The organism is Haemophilus parahaemolyticus (genome assembly GCF_002015035.1).
In the GTDB taxonomy this organism is placed as follows: Bacteria; Pseudomonadota; Gammaproteobacteria; order Enterobacterales; family Pasteurellaceae; genus Haemophilus_A; species Haemophilus_A parahaemolyticus.
Genome location: NZ_MUXY01000001.1, coordinates 266092 through 284220 on the forward strand (window position 1 = coordinate 266092; position 18129 = coordinate 284220).

At 40.5% G+C, this 18129-nt stretch carries 14 protein-coding genes; 7 read left to right on the forward strand and 7 right to left on the reverse strand.

Annotated elements, in window-relative coordinates; translation table 11 throughout:
* Positions 1 to 13 precede the first annotated feature (13 nt).
* From B0185_RS01210 to fdnG, 3 genes are read right to left on the reverse strand one after another with little or no spacing between them, the layout of a single operon-like run.
* Positions 14 to 694, reverse strand: coding sequence for a formate dehydrogenase subunit gamma (locus B0185_RS01210; RefSeq protein WP_005705615.1), 681 nt, complete (start codon positions 692 to 694; stop codon positions 14 to 16).
* Positions 687 to 1610 (reverse strand): formate dehydrogenase subunit beta, encoded by a 924-nt coding sequence (gene fdxH, locus B0185_RS01215; protein WP_005705636.1) that lies wholly within the window; start codon positions 1608 to 1610, stop codon positions 687 to 689. Before fdxH ends, B0185_RS01210 begins: the two co-directional genes overlap by 8 nt.
* Entirely contained in the window at positions 1610 to 4687 is a 3078-nt protein-coding gene (gene fdnG / locus B0185_RS01220) for a formate dehydrogenase-N subunit alpha (RefSeq protein ID WP_078208068.1), read from the reverse strand. The genes fdxH and fdnG overlap by 1 nt, the downstream gene beginning before the upstream one ends.
* A gap of 265 nt (positions 4688 to 4952) precedes the next feature.
* Between fdnG and fdhD the strand changes: the two genes are divergently transcribed.
* A complete protein-coding gene (fdhD, locus tag B0185_RS01225) occupies positions 4953 to 5765 on the forward strand; it encodes a formate dehydrogenase accessory sulfurtransferase FdhD (protein WP_005705598.1) in 813 nt (270 codons plus the stop codon).
* Here fdhD and recB read toward each other — a convergent pair.
* Entirely contained in the window at positions 5758 to 9396 is a 3639-nt protein-coding gene (recB, locus tag B0185_RS01230; RefSeq protein ID WP_005705733.1) for an exodeoxyribonuclease V subunit beta, read from the reverse strand. The genes fdhD and recB overlap by 8 nt on opposite strands.
* 3 nt (positions 9397 to 9399) lie before the next feature.
* A complete protein-coding gene (locus B0185_RS01235; RefSeq protein WP_005705792.1) occupies positions 9400 to 10791 on the reverse strand; it encodes an MATE family efflux transporter in 1392 nt (463 codons plus the stop codon).
* Positions 10792 to 11000: 209 nt separating this feature from the next.
* Here B0185_RS01235 and infC point away from each other — a divergent pair, with 209 nt between their 5' ends.
* The 3 genes from infC to rplT all read left to right on the forward strand — a co-directional run bounded on the left by infC (position 11001) and on the right by rplT (position 12448).
* The gene (gene infC / locus B0185_RS01240) at positions 11001 to 11543 is read left to right on the forward strand and encodes a translation initiation factor IF-3 (RefSeq protein ID WP_078208069.1); all 543 of its coding nucleotides are present in this window, start codon (positions 11001 to 11003) and stop codon (positions 11541 to 11543) included.
* Positions 11544 to 11832: 289 nt separating this feature from the next.
* On the forward strand, positions 11833 to 12030 hold the full coding sequence (rpmI, locus tag B0185_RS01250) for a 50S ribosomal protein L35 (RefSeq protein ID WP_005596065.1): 198 nt from the start codon (positions 11833 to 11835) through the stop codon (positions 12028 to 12030).
* Positions 12031 to 12094: 64 nt separating this feature from the next.
* A complete protein-coding gene (rplT, locus tag B0185_RS01255) occupies positions 12095 to 12448 on the forward strand; it encodes a 50S ribosomal protein L20 (protein ID WP_005596075.1) in 354 nt (117 codons plus the stop codon).
* A 58-nt stretch (positions 12449 to 12506) separates the two neighbouring features.
* Here rplT and B0185_RS01260 read toward each other — a convergent pair whose 3' ends face one another.
* A complete protein-coding gene (locus B0185_RS01260; RefSeq protein WP_005705736.1) occupies positions 12507 to 12776 on the reverse strand; it encodes a GNAT family N-acetyltransferase in 270 nt (89 codons plus the stop codon).
* Between the two features lie 131 nt (positions 12777 to 12907).
* On the opposite strand from B0185_RS01260, the gene purH reads away from it, so the two are divergent.
* Complete coding sequence (purH, locus tag B0185_RS01265; protein WP_005705752.1) at positions 12908 to 14497, forward strand: bifunctional phosphoribosylaminoimidazolecarboxamide formyltransferase/IMP cyclohydrolase; 1590 nt, start codon at positions 12908 to 12910, stop codon at positions 14495 to 14497.
* 464 nt (positions 14498 to 14961) lie between these two features.
* On the opposite strand, the gene msbA is transcribed toward purH, so the two are convergent.
* Positions 14962 to 16710: a lipid A ABC transporter ATP-binding protein/permease MsbA gene (msbA, locus tag B0185_RS01270; protein WP_005705650.1), complete on the reverse strand. Its 1749-nt coding sequence runs from the start codon at positions 16708 to 16710 to the stop codon at positions 14962 to 14964.
* 165 nt (positions 16711 to 16875) lie between these two features.
* On the opposite strand from msbA, the gene udk reads away from it, so the two are divergent.
* Positions 16876 to 17529, forward strand: a complete 654-nt coding sequence (udk, locus tag B0185_RS01275; protein WP_005705799.1) for a uridine kinase — start codon at positions 16876 to 16878, stop codon at positions 17527 to 17529.
* A 1-nt stretch (position 17530) separates the two neighbouring features.
* Positions 17531 to 18112 (forward strand): dCTP deaminase, encoded by a 582-nt coding sequence (gene dcd / locus B0185_RS01280; protein ID WP_005705661.1) that lies wholly within the window; start codon positions 17531 to 17533, stop codon positions 18110 to 18112.
* The last annotated feature ends 17 nt before the right edge of the window (positions 18113 to 18129 follow it).

Consider the following 18129-nt stretch of genomic DNA (forward strand, 5'->3'; position numbering starts at 1 on the left):
TTTGGTTTGGAAATTAGCCTTTACTTGCTTGTTCAGCCAGCTCTTTTTCGAGCTCAGGTTTCACTTCCTCGTTATACCATTTCGGGTGGTGTTTTTTCGCCCAACGGACGGTAACCCAGCCTTCAACCATTCCTGTGATTGAACCTTTGACCCAGAACGCCATATACATATGAACGAGAATCCCTGTAAATAACGCAAAGGCACTTGCTGAGTGAAGCAAAATAGCAATTCGTAAGGTTTGGATTGAGAAATTATGTGAGAAATATTTTCGCCACATAATAATTCCAGTGATTAACAAGGTAAACATTGCCAAATTTAATGTCCAGAATAACATTTTTTGACCAAAGTTATATTTACCATTGTAAGCCACTGCATGCTCATTCCCTTTTAACACTTCGTGTACGTTCATTGCCCATTTTAGGTCATTTTTTTCTGGAATGTTATGATCCCAGTAAATCAACGCCATAATGATAAAGGCAATAAACATCACAATCCCCGTGAATGGGTGGATTGCACGAGCTAATTGTGGCGTACCAAGAATTTCGGTTAGCCATGCAAAATCTGGGAAGAAGAACGCAACCCCTGTGAACATTGTCATAAAGAATGAAATAACCAAGAACCAGTGGCTCACTCGAGCAACAGGTTTGTGGCGAATAATACGGGTATCATTCGTGATTTCCACTTTTTTACTCATCTTTGCCTCCTTTTTCTTGATGTTCACCTTCTGCGTGTTCGTGGTGATCTTCCACATCTTCTTCAACGTTTGGTCCAACGGTTACATAGTGAGCAACCTCAGCAAGTGCTAAGCCGCCCATTGCAATCGCTGCAACTGGTTTAAGCACATCTTTCCAAAGCTCAACCGTCACATCAACTTTCGGATCTTTCGGCAAGCCAGAATAAAGCTCAGGTTTATCTGCGTGGTGCAACACGTACATTACGTGTGTTCCGCCCACACCTTCAGGGTTATAAATGCCTGCATTTGGATAGCCGCGAGATTTCAGATCTTTCACTCGTGTTTCTGCGTAGTGAAGCATCTCATCTTTCGAACCAAAGCGGATTGCACCTGTTGGGCAGGTTTTTACGCAAGCTGGTTCTTGACCTACATTCACGCGATCCACACAAAGGGTACATTTGTACACACGGTTATCTTCATCATTCATACGTGGAATATTGAATGGACAACCTGCAATACAGTAACCACAACCGATACATTTATCAGATTGGAAATCCACGATACCGTTTGCATATTGAATGATCGCACCCGGTGATGGGCAGGCTTTCAAACAGCCTGGTTCGGCGCAGTGCATACAACCATCTTTACGGATTAACCATTCCAAGCGGTCGTTTTCTTCCACTTCATTGAACTTCATGACCGTCCATTGTTTTGCATTCAGATCACGAGGGTTATCATAAACTCCCACGCAATCTTCTTGCGGTGCACGGATGTCGTTCCATTCTGAACAACCTACCTGACAAGCTTTACAGCCGATACAGGTTGAAACATCAATAAGTTTTGCGACCTCCACCACGTGATCACGAGATTGAGGTGGTGGGGTAACAAAGGACGTAGCAGAAATTTTAATAATGTTTTGATCTTGTACACCTGACATTATACTGCCTCCGTTACTTTTTCAATGTTTACAAGGAACGTTTTATATTCTGGTGTTTGCGTATTTGCATCACCTACACGTCCAGTGAGCGTATTGGCTAAGAATGATTTTTTGCCTACTGTTGCAAAGCCGCCATGGATTGGAATACCCACAGTGTGAATACGTTTACCATCAGCATCAATTGAACGAACACGTTTTGTTACAACGGCTTTAGTTTTAATATAACCACGTTTTGAAGTTACTTTTACTACATCACCATTTTCAATGCCTTTCTCTTTTGCCAACTCTTCACTAATTTCCACAAACGGTTCTGGCTGAGCAATCATATTGAGGTTAGATTGTTTGGTCCAGAAGTGGAAGTGCTCAGTTAAGCGGTAAGTTGTACCCACATAAGGGAACTGACTTGCATCGCCGAAACGATCTTTGTCGCTCTCTAAAATACGAACCGTTGGATTTGAAACCACATTAGGGTGAAGTGGGTTCGTACCAATTGGTGTTTCAATCGGTTCATAGTGTTCAGGGAACGGACCTTCTGTCAGTTTATTTAATGCAAATAGACGGCTCACACCTTCATTATTCATAATGAATGGCGTTACATTACTATTTGGTGGTGCAGTACCGAAGTCTGCCACATCAATGTAGTTCCAGTTTTTGCCATTCCATTTTACAAGCTGGCGTTTCGGGTTCCACGGTTTACCTGATAAGTCTGCAGAGGCTCGATTATAAAGTACACGACGGTTAAGAGGCCATGAGAATGCCCAACCTAATGTATTACCTAAACCAGATGGATCGCTGTTATCGCGGTTCGCCATTTGGTTACCTTTTTCTGTCCATTGGCCAGTGTAGATCCAAATCGCTGATGAAGTTGAACCATCATCGCGAAGTTGAGCAAAGCTTGAAAGCAATTCGCCTTTTTTCGCAATTAATTTACCGCTTGCATCATAAAGATCTTCTAGTGCATAACCATTATTCTCTTTAGCAAGCTCTTCCGATTTCGGTTCTAATGGATTTTTGTAATTCCAAGTCATGGCTTCAATAGTTTCAAGTGAAACTGGCGTTTTACCTTGAGCTTTTTCTTCATGATACATTTCAAGCATCACTTCACGGATTTCCGCTAAAATATCTACATCTGGTTTTGCTTCTTTTGGTGGTTCAGCTGCTTTCCAGTGCCATTGTAACCAACGGCCAGAGTTCGCAATTGAGCCATCTTCTTCAGCAAAACAGATGGTTGGTAAACGGATAACCTCAGTTTGAATATCAGCTGGGTTTACATCGTTGTATTCGCCATGATGTTGCCAGAATTCTGAGGTATCTGTTGCTAATGGATCGCAAATAATTAAGAATTTTAATTTACGTAACGCACTTGAGATTTTATTCTTATCTGGATAAGAGGCTAATGGGTTATAACCTTGGCAGATATAACCATTGATTTTGCCTTGATCCATCAATTCGATAAATCTCATATGATCCATTTTTTTCTTATATTGTTTCGGTAAATTGTGGTAGCCGAATTCGTTATCTTTAGTTGCATTCTCGCCATAGAAGGCTTTAAGCATACTCACCATAAATTTCGGGGTGTTTTGCCAGTAGTTTGTCTGACCATCCACCGTTGTTTTTGGTGTAATACGTTTTAGGAAAGCATCTAAAGTAGTATCTGTTTCAATTGGTAATGGAATATAGCCTGGTAACATAGATGGGAATAAGCCCATATCTGTTGTACCTTGTACGTTTGAGTGACCACGCAATGCGTTTACACCACCGCCAGACATCCCAATATTACCTAAAAGTAACTGGATCATTGCCATTGAACGAATGTTTTGCGTACCAACTGTGTGCTGTGTCCAACCTAATGCGTACAAGAATGTCGTTGTACGTTTTGGATCAGCCGTTGACGCAATGGTTTCTGCAAATTCTTGGAACGCTTTTTGTTTTGTGCCACAAATACGTTCCACCATTTCTGGGGTATAACGTTCAACGTGTTTTTTCAGAAGATTAATAACACAACGCGGATCTTGAAGTGTCATATCACGTTTTGGCTGACCATTTTCGTCTAATTGATAAGACCATGTTGATTTATCATAAGAACGAGTTTCTGGGTTATAGCCTGTGAATAAGCCATCTTCAAAACCAAAGCCTTCGTGAATTAAGAAGCTTGCATTGGTGTAATGTTTTACATATTCATGTTGAATTTTATCGTTATCTAAAAGATACTTAATCACACCTAATAAAAGTGTAATATCTGTACCTGAACGAATTGCAGAATAGAAATCTGCCACAGAAGCCGTACGGTTAAAACGTGGATCAACCACCATTAACTTCGCACCATTTTGTTTTTTCGCTTCAATAGCCCAACGGAAGCCAACAGGGTGAGCTTCAGCAGCGTTACCGCCCATTACTACCACAACGTCCGCATTTTTAATATCAACCCAATGGTTGGTCATCGCACCGCGACCGAAACTAGGAGCAAGACTTGCTACCGTAGGTCCGTGTCAGGTACTCGCTTGGTTATCTAAAACCAACATACCAAAGGCACGACCAAATTTTTGGGTTAAAAGTGCCGTTTCATTACTTGCAGCAGAAGCTGTCAAGAAACCTGTTGTTGCCCAACGATTAACTGGCGTACCTTCCGCATTGGTGGTTTCCCAGTTGGCATCACGGTCTTCTTTTAATAATTTCGCAACTTTATGAATGGCGTCGTGCCAAGAAATGCGTTCCCACTTATCAGAACCAGGTGCACGATATTCTGGATATTGAAGACGATTTGGACTATTTACATAATCCAACACCCCTGCACCTTTTGGACATAATGCCCCACGGCTAACTGGATGGTCTGGGTCACCTTCCACGTGGAATAATTTACCACGTGAATTCATTGCTCCATCACCGAGGCTATACATCAACATACCGCAGCCTACGGCACAATAAGTACAGGATTGGCGAGTTTCTTTAGCTCGTAAAAGCTTGTACTCGCGAGGGGCTGCTAACGCTTCACTTGGTGCAAAACCAAGCATTGCAGCAGAAGTCCCTGCCATACCACCTGCACAGATCTTGAAAAACTTACGTCTTGAGACCTGCATAAATCACTCCTAAGTAATAACATTAACGACTTTGCTAATGTGGTGTTTAAACTGTAAAATATATAGTTATATACAAATCAATTTTATTGACTGTAATCTTTAACAATTATTTTACCTTTGGATATAATAAACCATACCCAAAGTTTAGTAAATTTAATAAATCTAATTATTCTTTGATCTATTTAAAATTTAATTTATTTAATTATTAAATTAATGTTATTGAGAATAATTATTGTTTACGCAAGTTTAAATATTTTGAAAATATATGAAAGTCTCACATAAAATAAATGCTACTCGTTTAAATATAGCGGATCAATCCATAACAGTATATCCGTGTGAAGATAGTCTTATTCGTGAAATACCTGTTGCTTTAGTGTATAACGGCATTTCTCACGCAGTGATGATGTGTACGCCAAATAATTTAGAAGATTTTGCGATTGGCTTTTCACTTTCGGAAGGTATTATTTCTAACAAGTCAGAAATTTACGGCATAGATATTATTACGCAATGTGATGGCATAGAGGTTCAATTAGAAATTAGCACCCGTCGTTTTGTTGAATTAAAAGAAAAACGCCGCTCAATGACAGGCAGAACAGGTTGTGGCATTTGTGGTGTAGAACAATTAGAACAAATTAAACAGAGTTGTAATTTAGCTAAAAAATCTGACCGCTTATCAAACATCAACCCACTTATTTTTAATCACGCACTTGAGCAATTAGAACAAGTACAACAGCTTTCCAAAGAAACAGGTGCAAGCCATGCAGCCGCATTTTTTAGCCCAGAAGGCGAATTACTTGCCATTCGAGAAGATGTTGGTAGACACGTTGCCTTAGATAAACTCATTGGTTGGTATGTTGCAAACAATGAACCTCTTGGCTTTGTGTTTGTAACAAGTCGAGCCAGTTTTGAAATGGTACAAAAATGCGTTGCAGCAGGAATAGAAATGCTATGTGCCATTTCCGCTACCACTGAAATGGCAGCCAAAATGGCACAAGAAAATGGATTTAGCTTACTCGGCTTTACCCGCAAAGGCAAAGCGACGGTTTATTCGGGTGTTAATCGCTTAAATCTTAACTAAACAACAAATCCATTCCGTCAATCAATGCCTTGCTAGGTTTATCAAAATACACGCCGCTATTCGGCTCGCCATTCATTCCACGTAAGAATAAATAAGCAACGCCGCCAAAATCTCGGTCGTAGTCGTAACTCTCACCTAGGCGAGCACGTAGATAACGATGTACCGCGAGGGTGTAGAGCAAGTATTGTAAATCGTAGCGGTATTGTCCTATTGTTTTCGCAAGGCGTGTTTGGCGGTAATCTTGCGGCAAATAGCCTAAGAAGTTCGATTTATAATCAATTACATAAAATTTGCCATTCGCTTTGGCAATACAGTCAATAAAACCGCGCACATAGCCTGAAAGTTGCGGTAATCGCAATGGTGGTAATTGACGAGCCAATTCACTCTGTTCTTGTAATAGCTGATTGAGTTTGCGTAAGCCCTCTTCATTTTTTAGGCATAAGAAGAATTGCCATTCATTTAAGCGATATTCATTGGCAAGATCGCTTAATGCTAAATTCTCCGCAAATGGTGTAGTGCGGACTTGTTCTATCCAGTGTTGCACGGGTGCTTGCCACTCTTCACCTAAATTGAGCTGTTCGCAAATTGGCAAAATATCTTCAATTTTAACTGCTTGTTGGAAGTCGCAATGCTCCATAAAACGGTGCAAAATGTTCCCTACTTTGGTGCTATGCGGGAACTGGTAAGCGTTTAAACTATTTGCAGTTTCTTCCACAAAATCGCCCGCTTGTTCTATGCCTACCTCAACTAATGGCTCGCTGTAAGCGGTCTGATTATCGTAATCTTGTGCAAAATCGTTGATTTCGGTGAAGTAATCTGTTTGAGCCTTATTGTGGCTTTCTAATGCCCAATCGTTATAGTTGCTTAAAGCACTAAAACTCGTGATCTGTCCTTGAACTGTCGGGATTGTGTGGTTAAATTCACGCACTTGTAATAATTCTGCCGTTTCTTGCTCTGGCGACCAAAAATGTTCTTCGGCACTTTCTGCAAGCGTTTGTAACGTGCAATTTAATCCTTTCTCTGCAAAATAGGTTTCTGTGCTACTGCTGGTTTCAGTACCCGTTAAACCGATTTCGCCATTGCTAAGCAAATAGTGAATACTATTCCAACCTTTGCCAAATTGAGTTGGCAAAATCAAGTTAAGTTGCGACTCAGCACGGGTTAAAGCAACGTAAAGCAAACGTAGATCTTCCGCATATTCTGCTTGGTTTTTGAGCTGTTGGATGGCTTCCTCTCTTCCGCCAAAATCCCATTGCTTTTGAGCATTCTCATCGTGGTAAATAGAAAGAGCAAATGCTTTTACGCTGGTGCTGTTTTTACCAATAAACGGCAGCCAAACGACAGGATACTGCAACCCTTTTGAGCCGTGAATAGTCACGATTTTAATCAACGCCTCTTCGCTTTCTAAACGTAAAGTGTGGGTATCGTCACCATTCTCGGCATCGTTTAACGTCTGTTCATACCAACGCACTAACGCACTCTCGTTTTCCACCTCTTGCATTGCCGATTGTAAAATTTCTGCAAGGTGGAATAGGTCGGTTAATAAACGATCTGCATTTACTCGGGCTTTCAATCGTTCGACCACACCTTCTTGCAAGAAGAGTTGATGTAACATCGGTAGCACACCTTGCGATTGCCAAATCTGTTGATAATGAACGAATTTATCGACATAGTTTTCCCATTGCTGCTCATCATTTTTAAGCTGATAAATCTCTTGTGCAGTTAAGCCCCACAAGCTCGAACCCAAGGCACAAAGCAAGGTTTTCTGTTGATACGGATTTAAGCAGGCTTTTAATACCCACGCTAATTCTGGTGCAACTTCACTCTCATAAACACGGCTACGCTCAGAGAGAAAAACGGATTTCAAACCTCGTTTAGCTAAGGCGAGTTTCATCAATTTAGCTTGATTATTGCTTCGCACCAAAATCGCAATATCTTTCGCCTCAAAGCCACTTTTCTCTCCACTTTGGACATTTTGTAGATAAATTTCGTCCGCTTGCATTGCCATCAATTGCTTTTGAATTTGATCGGCACAATGCTCAGCCGCTTCATTTTCTTTAAATTCAGGCTGCAAATAGCAAACCACATTTTCACTACCGATTAATTCTGCCTCTGGCGTTTTGGCTTTTACCGCTTGAAATGGAATGCCTTGATATAAAAACGGATGGTTTCCGCTATTTTCTGGGAAGGTAAAAATCTGATTTACTGCTTCAACAACCTTCGGCAAAGAACGCCAGTTTTTATCTAAGGTACGTTTTTCATCCGCTTGCTCCGAGGCCTTCAAATAGGTAAAAATATCTGCTCCACGGAATTTATAGATCGACTGTTTTGGATCGCCAATCATAATAAAACCCTGATTTTGAGCCTCTTCTGCCATATAGATTTGGCTAAAGATTTCGTATTGAGTTTGGTCGGTGTCTTGAAATTCGTCAATCATCGCAAACGGATATTGTTGACGAATTTGGCTTGCGAGCTGTTTTCCTCGTGTGTTTTTCAACGCCTGATTAAGCATAATCAGCAAGTCATCAAAACTTTTTTCAGGGTGTGTGGCTTTATAAGCAGCCAATTTTTCCCGCAAACGCATTAAAAATTGATAAAGCAAGACTGATTTCTGTTTTGCTTCAAATTGGCTTTGATAAGCGGTCAAAAATGCTTGATTGGTTGCGAAATGCGTTGATGTTAGGGGTTCTGCTCCCTCTTCTGCTTTTTCAATAAGGCTTGTTTGGCAAAAGCGTGAAAAATGCTCTGCGGGGAAATAAATGGCTTCACTTTCTGCCCACTCGTCTACCGATTTTAACCAATTTTCCAGATAACGCATTTGATATGAGCGGCGATTTAATGCTTTTTTCACGCCAGTTTTATATTTTTTATCCAGTTCATTGATGATTGGGCTTACAATTTCCTCACGGTTGGCACGCCAATATTGGCGAACTTCTGTCAATAATTGTTGATAGGCTTTTAAATGCTCGGCAAAAGGTTGGTTAATGCCTTGTTGATCGTCGTTTAACTCAGGCAAAGTTTCTGTCAGATAAGTTCGCACCGCATCCAATGCGTCTTGTGGTGTTTTAAGCTCATCCGCAACAATGCTTGTTTCGCTCAAATTCATCGGGTAGAACTGCTCACGCCAAACTTCTTGGGCAAGGCGTTCAAGCAATTGCTGTTCGTTTTTTTGCAGTTCAAACTCAAAACTGATACCCGAATCGAATGCAAATTGATAGAGCATCTTTTGGCAGAAGCTGTGAATGGTAAACACACTCGCCAAATCAATCTCTCGTTCGGCAATTCGCAAGCGGAGCAACGCTTCCTCTTTCTTTTCGACTTTCTCGAAAAGTTCTGCAAAAAAATCATCATTTTTCACCGCTTGCTCGGTGAGTTTTGCCGAAAAATAGGCGTAGCAATCTTGAATATTTTGGCGGATACGGTCTTTAAGTTCTTCAGTTGCCGCTTTGGTAAAAGTTACTACTAAGATTTGTTCAACTGTTAATGGTTCTAGTGGTTCACCATCGTGGCTGATGCCCAGTAATAAACGAAGATAGAGGTTTTTGATTGTATGTGTTTTGCCCGTGCCAGCCGAGGCTTCAATCAGGCTGGCACAGTTAAGCGGAAGTGTGAGAGGGTTGAGCGTTTGCATAGATTATTTTATCCGTTCCAATTTCTGAATTAACACTTCGTGCGGCACTTTCTGAATTTTGCTAATTTGCCAAATTAATAGACCGCTTGCAAAGCTCAAGCTAATGCAGAAAGTTAGCCAGAAACCTTGGGCTGCCATTGGTTCAACGATAAGCTCCGTTCTGGACAAAATATAACCGAGCGGCATTCCAACAATCCAATAGCAAAAAATTGTCACATATAAGATCGGTTGTGTGTATTTGTAACCACGTAATACGCCATTAGCCACTGCTTGGAGTGCATCCGGGATTTGGTATACCGCAGCAAACAAAAGCAAGTTCGCAGCAATAGAGATCGAAAGCGGATCACGCGTGAATGCAAGCGGGATGTATTTATCTAATAGCACAATCACAACCGCCGCAAGGCAGGCAAACATAAAACCTGTTAGCAGGGCGTGATAGCTTAATACTTTTGCATCATCAAGGCGTTTTTGCCCTAACGTTTGCCCAATCACAATGGTGGTTGCGATGCTAAATGACATTGGGATCATAAAAAAGAGCGAGCTGGTTTGTAATGCGGCTTGATGGCTTGCCACGACCTGTGCACCTAATGGTGAAAGGAAGAGTGCTGAAGTGGAGAACAGCATCACTTCGGTGAAAGTCGCAAAACCGATGGGTAAACCAAGTTTGCAAATTTTTAGCAAAGTTTGACCGCTTGGCATTTCCATCCATTTACTAAATAAGCCAATATCGCGTTGCGATTTGTTGGTGTAGCAGTAATAGAACATCATCAAGAACATCACCCAGTTCACAATGGCAGTCGCAATACCACAGCCAACGGAACCCATTTCAGGCAAGCCAAATTTACCAAAAATAAAGATGTAGTTAAGCGGAATATTCAGTAGCAAGCCAAAGAAGGTAATAATCATCGCAGGTTTTGGGTTCGACAAGCCGTCATTCATACAGCGAAGATTGATGGCAAGCAGGGCGGGCACGATGCCGATTGCCATAATCATCAAATATTGCTGTGATTTGCTCGAAAACGATTCGGGCGTATGCATATAGTCCAAAATCAGATGGCTATTGCAGAAAATCAAAATCAGTGGAATAGACATAGTCAGCACAAGCCAAAAGCCTTGTCGCACTTGGTGAGCAATAAAGTGGCGTTGATTCGAACCATTCAAATAAGAAACGGTTGGCGTAATCGCATTGAGTAAGCCGAGCACAAAAAGGAACAGTGGAAAGTAAATTGAGTTGCTGACTGCAATAGCAGAAACATCATCATCGCTGACTAAGCCTGCCATTACAATATCAGCGAGTCCCATACCTGAGGCGGAAAGTTGGGAGATAAAAATGGGGATAGTAAGTTTAAAAAGTTTTCTCGCGTTATGCGGATATTTTTGCCACTGTAAATTCATAAAAACCTCAAATTAGAACGGCTTATTATAGCGAGCCTTATGCTTAAATACTATTTTTGTCAGAAGTTTTCGTGCCTCAATCGATTGACTATTGCATAATCAATTTAGATCCGCTAGAATTCCGCCCGTTTTTATCTTAAAAGGCAAACGATTTAAACAAAACCTGCTTTGATGCAGCTTACATATAAACTAACTAGAGGAATAATACTATTAAACCTGTAAAACGTGTTCAGTCAAATCGCGCTCACCGTCTTAACGAAGAAATCCGTGGCGTGAAGGAGGTTCGCTTAACTGATGAAAATGGCGAGCAAGTTGGTATCGTGTCAATTCAAGATGCTTTGGCGAGAGCAGAAGAAGCTGAGTTAGACTTAGTAGAAATCAGCCCAAATGCTGAACCGCCAGTTTGTCGTATTATGAACTACGGTAAGTTCATTTATGAGAAAGAAAAAGCGGCAAAAGAGCAGAAGAAAAAACAGAAAGTCGTTCAAGTGAAGGAAATTAAATTCCGTCCAGGTACAGATGAGGGCGACTACCAAGTTAAATTACGTAGTATCGTACGTTTCTTAGAGGATGGTGATAAAGTCAAAATTACCGTGCGTTTCCGTGGTCGTGAAATGGCTCACCAAGACATCGGTTTAGATGTATTAGAGCGTGTAAAACAAGATACGGCTGAAATTGCAGCAGTAGAATCTGCACCAGGTAAATTAGAAGGTCGTCAAGCAGTAATGGTTATTGCACCTAAGAAAAAATAATTTCTAATTCCGATGAATTAAATGAATGCAAGCTGACAGAGAATATGGGCTTGCATTTTTTATTTCAAAAATTACCGCTTGCAAAACGAGCAATATTTCAGTAGAATCTGCCCGTTTTCTTTTGCTAGAAGACAAAGATGACAACAGGCACACTACGCAGCCTGAGTCGCTTTTAAATAATGCAATATATTTATTGCTTGAGATGTAATTAGTGCTTAACAAGCAGCATTAGTAATAATGCTCGCCTAATTACTAATGATTAACAAAACAATGCGGAGTTTTTAAAACAATGCCTAAAATTAAAACAGTACGTGGTGCTGCTAAGCGTTTCAAGAAAACAGCTTCAGGCGGTTTCAAACGTAAACAATCTCACTTACGTCATATTTTGACTAAGAAAACCACTAAACGTAAACGTCACTTACGCCACAAATCAATGGTAGCGAAAGCAGACCAAGTATTAGTAGTAGCGTGTTTACCATACGCATAAGCGTTTGCGTGAAGATGTACTTTAGTGAATTTTAGTTTTTAAATATACATTAGGAGATTAAATAATGGCTCGTGTAAAACGTGGTGTTATTGCAAGAGCACGCCATAAGAAAGTTCTTAAGGCTGCTAAAGGTTATTATGGTGCGCGTTCACGTGTTTATCGTGTTGCGTTCCAAGCAGTAATTAAAGCTGGTCAATATGCATACCGTGACCGCCGTCAACGTAAACGTCAATTCCGCCAATTATGGATTGCTCGTATCAACGCTGCAGCACGTCAAAACGGTTTATCTTACAGCAAATTCATCAATGGCTTGAAAAAAGCTTCTGTTGAAATTGACCGTAAGATTTTAGCTGACATCGCTGTATTCGACAAAGTAGCATTCGCTGCATTAGTTGAAAAAGCAAAATCTGCACTTTAATGCTAAAGTTTAGATAAAAATTGAGGGCACCTTTAGGTGCCCTTTTTTCATCTAATATTTATGCAATTAAATCAGGATCATTTCGTTGCATTTTAATATCAATATAACTACAACTTGGCTTAATTTTAAGCTGATTTTGTTTAGCGAACTCAATTACTGCAGAATAGAGTTTCCCCGCAATTCCTTTGCCCTGAAAGGCTTCATCCACTTTTGTAGTGAAAACATCGATCACATCATCTTTAATATAACGATAGCGTAATTTGCCCATTTTTACTTCGCCTTCAAGATAACTAAATTCGCCCTGTTCTTCGTTATGAATAATTTGCATAGCCTACTCCTAAAAATTTCATCTTGTAAAAAATTTGCAGAATTTCACCGCTTGCTAATGAAAAAAGCAAACGTTTGCTTTATAATCTTGCCCGATTTTTTTATTTTAATCTATATTAAAGGGAACTCAAAATGGCGATTCAACAAGCGTTATTAAGTGTGTCTGATAAAAAAGGCATCGTGGAATTTGCACAAGGGCTCGTAGCTCGTGGTGTGAAATTGCTTTCAACGGGCGGAACGGCAAAATTACTTGCTGATGCAGGCTTGCCCGTGACTGAAGTATCAGACTACACTGGTTTCCCAGAAATGATGGACGGTCGCGTAAAAACCCTTCACCCAAAAGTACACGGTGGGATTTTAGGTCGCCGTGGTACAGATGATGAAGTGATGCACCAACACGGCATTGAATGCATTGATATGGTGGTGGTGAACCTTTACCCATTCGCGGCAACCGTGGTAAAACCTGATTGTACGTTGGAAGATGCAGTGGAAAATATCGACATTGGAGGCCCCACAATGGTGCGTTCTGCGGCGAAAAACCATAAAGATGTAGCGATTGTGGTGAATAATGGCGATTTCGATGCGATTTTGGCAGAAATGGATCAAAATGAAAATAACCTTACCTTAGCTACTCGCTTTAACCTTGCCATTAAAGCTTTTGAACATACTGCACAATATGACAATATGATTGCCAACTACTTCGGGCAAAAAGTGCCACCTTATCAAGGAGCGGAAGAGGAAGATTTAACCCAAGTTTGCGGTCAATTCCCGCGTACGTTAAACCTCAATTTTGTACGTAAGCAAACGATGCGTTATGGTGAAAACGCTCACCAAAATGCAGCATTCTATGTGGAAAATGAAGTGAAAGAGGCATCGGTTTCTACTGCGAAACAATTACAAGGTAAAGCCCTTTCTTACAACAACATTGCTGACACAGATGCCGCCCTTGAATGCGTAAAAGAGTTTGAGCAACCAGCTTGTGTAATAGTGAAACACGCGAATCCGTGTGGGGTGGCATTAGGCGAAAATATTTTAGAAGCCTATGATCATGCTTATCAAACCGATCCAACATCCGCATTCGGAGGCATTATTGCCTTCAATCGTGAGTTAGATGGCATTACAGCACAAACCATTGCAGATCGTCAATTCGTGGAAGTGATCATCGCACCAACCGTTTCAGCAGAAGCAAAAGAAGCTCTAGTGAAAAAGAAAAACGTACGTGTATTAGAATGTGGCGAATTTAGTCAACCGCAAAAACGCTTAGATTTCAAACGTGTAAATGGTGGTTTATTGGTGCAAGAAGCAGATCAAGGTTCTGTTGCTATTGAAGATTTGAAAGTGGTTTCTAAACGCCAACCGACTCAAGCAGAACTTGAAGACTTACTCTTCTGCTGGAAGGTTGCGAAATATGTGAAATCGAATGCGATTGTGTATGCGAAAAACGGACAAACCATCGGTATTGGTGCAGGTCAAATGAGCCGTGTTTACTCTGCGAAAATCGCAGGCATTAAAGCTGAAGACGAAGGTTTGCAAGTAGCAGGTTGTGTGATGGCATCAGATGCGTTCTTCCCATTCCGTGATGGTATTGATGCAGCAGCGAAAGTGGGCATTACTTGCGTAATCCACCCAGGTGGTTCAATGCGTGATCAGGAAGTGATTGATGCAGCAGATGAACACGGTATGGCGATGGTATTAACAGGAATGAGACATTTCCGTCATTAATCCCTAAAATGCGAAACGTTTAACATCATGCATAAACCAAGCAGTCAAATTCTTAACCTATTTTACATTACAAAATAAATTGTAAATTTGACTGTTTGGATTCTTATCGTTTTTTATTATAGATGGACAACGTTTGGCTATAAGAAAGCATAGGCTATGCGTATGGAATAAAAAAGCTTAAGTGATGAACATAAAAAATCCTCGTTATGTAATAAACAAGGCTGACAACCAAAATTCAAAATATAGCGGGATTACTTCATATTATTCTGGGGGAGGATAAATCCTGTCCCTTGCATGTTAAAAATAGAGTAAATTAGCAACAAACTAAAACACATTATTCACAGTTTGTCATAAAATAGTTCGATTAGCATCTTTCAAAGATATATTGATAAAGCCTTTTTAAATAAAAAGGGCTGCTAATATTTTGAAAATATTAGCAACGCTTTATGTCTATTATGCTTTAATTACGCCCCAAATTGTAATTTATGAAGCTGTTTATAAGCACCATCAAGTGCCATCAGTTCACTATGCGAGCCACGTTCGACAATCTTACCTTGATCGACTACCAAAATTTCATCTGCTTTTTCAATTGTTGATAAACGGTGTGCAATCACAAGCACTGTTTTGTCTTTTTGTAGTTCTGCCAAGGCAGATTGAATTGCACGCTCTGACTCGGTATCTAGTGCCGAAGTTGCTTCATCCAACACCAATACAGGCGAATTACGCAATAAAGCACGAGCAATTGCTAAACGCTGGCGTTGTCCGCCTGATAAACTTGCCCCATTTTCACCGATAACAGTATCTAAACCATCATCTAATTTCTCGATAAATTCCATTGCATGTGCTGCTTTTGCTGCTTGAATAATCTCTTCACGCGAGAATTTATCTGTTGCCGCATAGGCAATGTTATTAGCAATCGTGTCATTAAACAGATGCACTTGTTGCGAGACAATTGAACATTGTTCACGTAAATTCGCTAGCGTGTAATCTTGAACATTTACCCCATCAAGCAAAATCTCTCCCGAATCAATGTTATAAAACCGAGTTAAAAGGTTGGCAATGGTTGATTTACCCGAGCCAGAACGTCCAACTAACGCTACAGTTTTACCTTTAGGAATGCTAAATGAAACCTGATTTAATGCTGGGTTCTCTTTGCCTTCATAAGTGAAAGAGACATTTTTAAACTCAACATCGCCTTTAGCACGCTTAATTTCAATCTTGCCTTTATCTTCTTCTGTCGGTAAATCTAAAAATCCAAATAAGGTTTGACACGCAGCCATTCCGCGTTGGAACTGAGAATTGACATTAGTAAGTGATTTCAGCGGACGCAACATTGCCATCATTGAAGAGAATACCACCGTGAATGAACCTGCAGTTAAATCCTCAATATCCAAGCCTTTTACCGTCGAAAGATAGAGCACCGCCGATAGAGCAAAAGAGGCAATAAGCTGCACTAGACCATCAGAAATCCCATCGGCAGAGATCACTTTCATTCCTTTCACACGCATATCGTTACTTACACGTTCAAAACGTTCTTTTTCGACTTGTTGACCACCGAAAGAGATGACTTCTTTGTGCCCCTTGAGCATCTGTTCTGTTGTTACGGTCAAATCACCCATCGAGCTTTGAATATTACGGCTTAATTGACGGAAACGGCGAGAAACAATAGCAATTAACATACCAATAATTGGTGCAAGCACGAAAAGTACAACCGAAAGTTGCCAGCTAGTATAGATCATCACCACAAAGAGTGAGATCAAATAAACGCCTTCACGCACAATCGTAACCAATACGTGTGAAGACGAATTCGCTACCATTTCCGTATCATAAGTGACACGTGAAAGTGAGCGACCAACAGGATTTTGGTCAAAATAGCTCACAGGCATATACATCAAATGCTGGAAAATATTGCGGCGAAGCGTCATCACTACTTTGCCTGACACCCACGCCAAGCAATAACTCGCAATATAGTTTGTGATACCACGCACAAGGATGAACAGCACCACTAACACCGCCATCAATTTTAAAAAGCCGTGATCTGCTTGACCAAAGCCCTCATCCAGTAACGGTTTAAGCAGATAAATCAGCCCTGAGTCGACCAAAGCATTGAGCACCAATGCTACAGCTCCGACAATTAAGCCCCATTTATATTGGCTAATCGTTGGGAACAAACGCTTAAACGTCTTAAATGTTGAAAGATCTTTTTCTTGCATAATTCTCTATTAGTAAGGAAAATAGGACGTATTGTACTCTGAATTTACATTTTCACCAAATAAGCCACCTATTTTGACAAATTTGCCTTTTTCTCTTACCTTTCCTCGCTTTACTGTTTGGGGTATAATTGCCCGAATTTTATTTTGATATATAGAGAAAAGAAAATGTCTGTAATTACTGAAAACCAAGCATGTATTGTCATCGCCATCGCAGGGGCTTCGGCTTCTGGCAAAAGTTTAATTGCTTCAACCATTTATAAAGAATTAAAAGAAGAGCTCGGCTCAGATGATATCGGCATTATTTCTGAAGATGCGTACTATAAAGATCAAAGTCATCTCACTATGGATGAGCGCGTTAAAACGAACTACGATCATCCCAACTCAATGGACCACCACTTATTAGTTGAACATCTACGCCTATTAAAACAAGGCAAATCTATCGATATTCCTGAATATGACTATGCGGAACATAACCGCAAAACAACCACCACTCGCTTTGATGCGAAAAAAATCATCATTCTTGAAGGTATCTTATTACTTACCGATGAAGAGATTCGTAACGAAATCAATGTGTCTATTTTCGTAGATGCACCGCTAGATATCTGTTTTATCCGCCGTTTACAACGTGATATGGTAGAACGTGGTAGAACCATGGAATCCGTAATCGCTCAATATCGCAAAACGGTTCGACCAATGTTCTTACAATTTATTGAACCGTCTAAACAATATGCGGATATTATCGTGCCAAAAGGTGGGAAAAATCGTAGTGCAATCAATATTTTAAAAGCTCAAATTCAGCAACTATTAGGGAAAAAATAAGATGCGTCTGTGTGATACTGACATTGAGCGTTATTTAGATGAAGGCTTGATTGAAATCACGCCACGACCTGCGAATGATAAAATTTCTGGAGCGACCGTTGATGTTCGCTTAGGCAACTCATTCCGTATTTTCCGTGAACACTCAACCCCTTATATTGATGTAAGCGGTCCTCGCGAAGCGGTAACCGCTCAACTTGAGCGTGTAATGAGTGAGGAAATTATTATCGGTGATGATGAAGCCTTTTTCCTTCATCCAGGTGAGTTAGCATTATCAGTTACTCTTGAATCGGTAAAATTGCCTTCTAATATCGTTGGTTGGTTAGATGGTCGCTCTTCCTTGGCACGCCTTGGCTTAATGGTTCACGTGACCGCTCACCGCATTGACCCAGGTTGGGAAGGGCGTATCGTACTTGAGTTTTTCAATGCAGGAAAATTACCGCTTGCACTTCGCCCTAATATGGCAATCGGTGCATTAAGTTTTGAGGTATTAAGCGGACATGCCGCTAAACCATATAATGCCCGAAAAGATGCAAAATATAAAAATCAACAAAGTGCGGTGTCAAGTCGGATTCATCAAGATTAATCTTTTAGATAAAAGAA

Excerpts from the sequence above, each read along its gene's own strand:
- B0185_RS01210 (WP_005705615.1), bottom strand. The coding sequence starts at position 694 with ATGAGTAAAAAAGTGGAAATCACGAATGATACCCGTATTATTCGCCAC.
- fdxH (WP_005705636.1), bottom strand. The coding sequence starts at position 1,610 with ATGTCAGGTGTACAAGATCAAAACATTATTAAAATTTCTGCTACGTCC.
- fdhD (WP_005705598.1), top strand. The coding sequence starts at position 4,953 with ATGAAAGTCTCACATAAAATAAATGCTACTCGTTTAAATATAGCGGAT.
- recB (WP_005705733.1), bottom strand. The coding sequence starts at position 9,396 with ATGCAAACGCTCAACCCTCTCACACTTCCGCTTAACTGTGCCAGCCTG.
- B0185_RS01235 (WP_005705792.1), bottom strand. The coding sequence starts at position 10,791 with ATGAATTTACAGTGGCAAAAATATCCGCATAACGCGAGAAAACTTTTT.
- rpmI (WP_005596065.1), top strand. The coding sequence starts at position 11,833 with ATGCCTAAAATTAAAACAGTACGTGGTGCTGCTAAGCGTTTCAAGAAA.
- rplT (WP_005596075.1), top strand. The coding sequence starts at position 12,095 with ATGGCTCGTGTAAAACGTGGTGTTATTGCAAGAGCACGCCATAAGAAA.
- B0185_RS01260 (WP_005705736.1), bottom strand. The coding sequence starts at position 12,776 with ATGCAAATTATTCATAACGAAGAACAGGGCGAATTTAGTTATCTTGAA.
- purH (WP_005705752.1), top strand. The coding sequence starts at position 12,908 with ATGGCGATTCAACAAGCGTTATTAAGTGTGTCTGATAAAAAAGGCATC.
- msbA (WP_005705650.1), bottom strand. The coding sequence starts at position 16,710 with ATGCAAGAAAAAGATCTTTCAACATTTAAGACGTTTAAGCGTTTGTTC.
- udk (WP_005705799.1), top strand. The coding sequence starts at position 16,876 with ATGTCTGTAATTACTGAAAACCAAGCATGTATTGTCATCGCCATCGCA.
- dcd (WP_005705661.1), top strand. The coding sequence starts at position 17,531 with ATGCGTCTGTGTGATACTGACATTGAGCGTTATTTAGATGAAGGCTTG.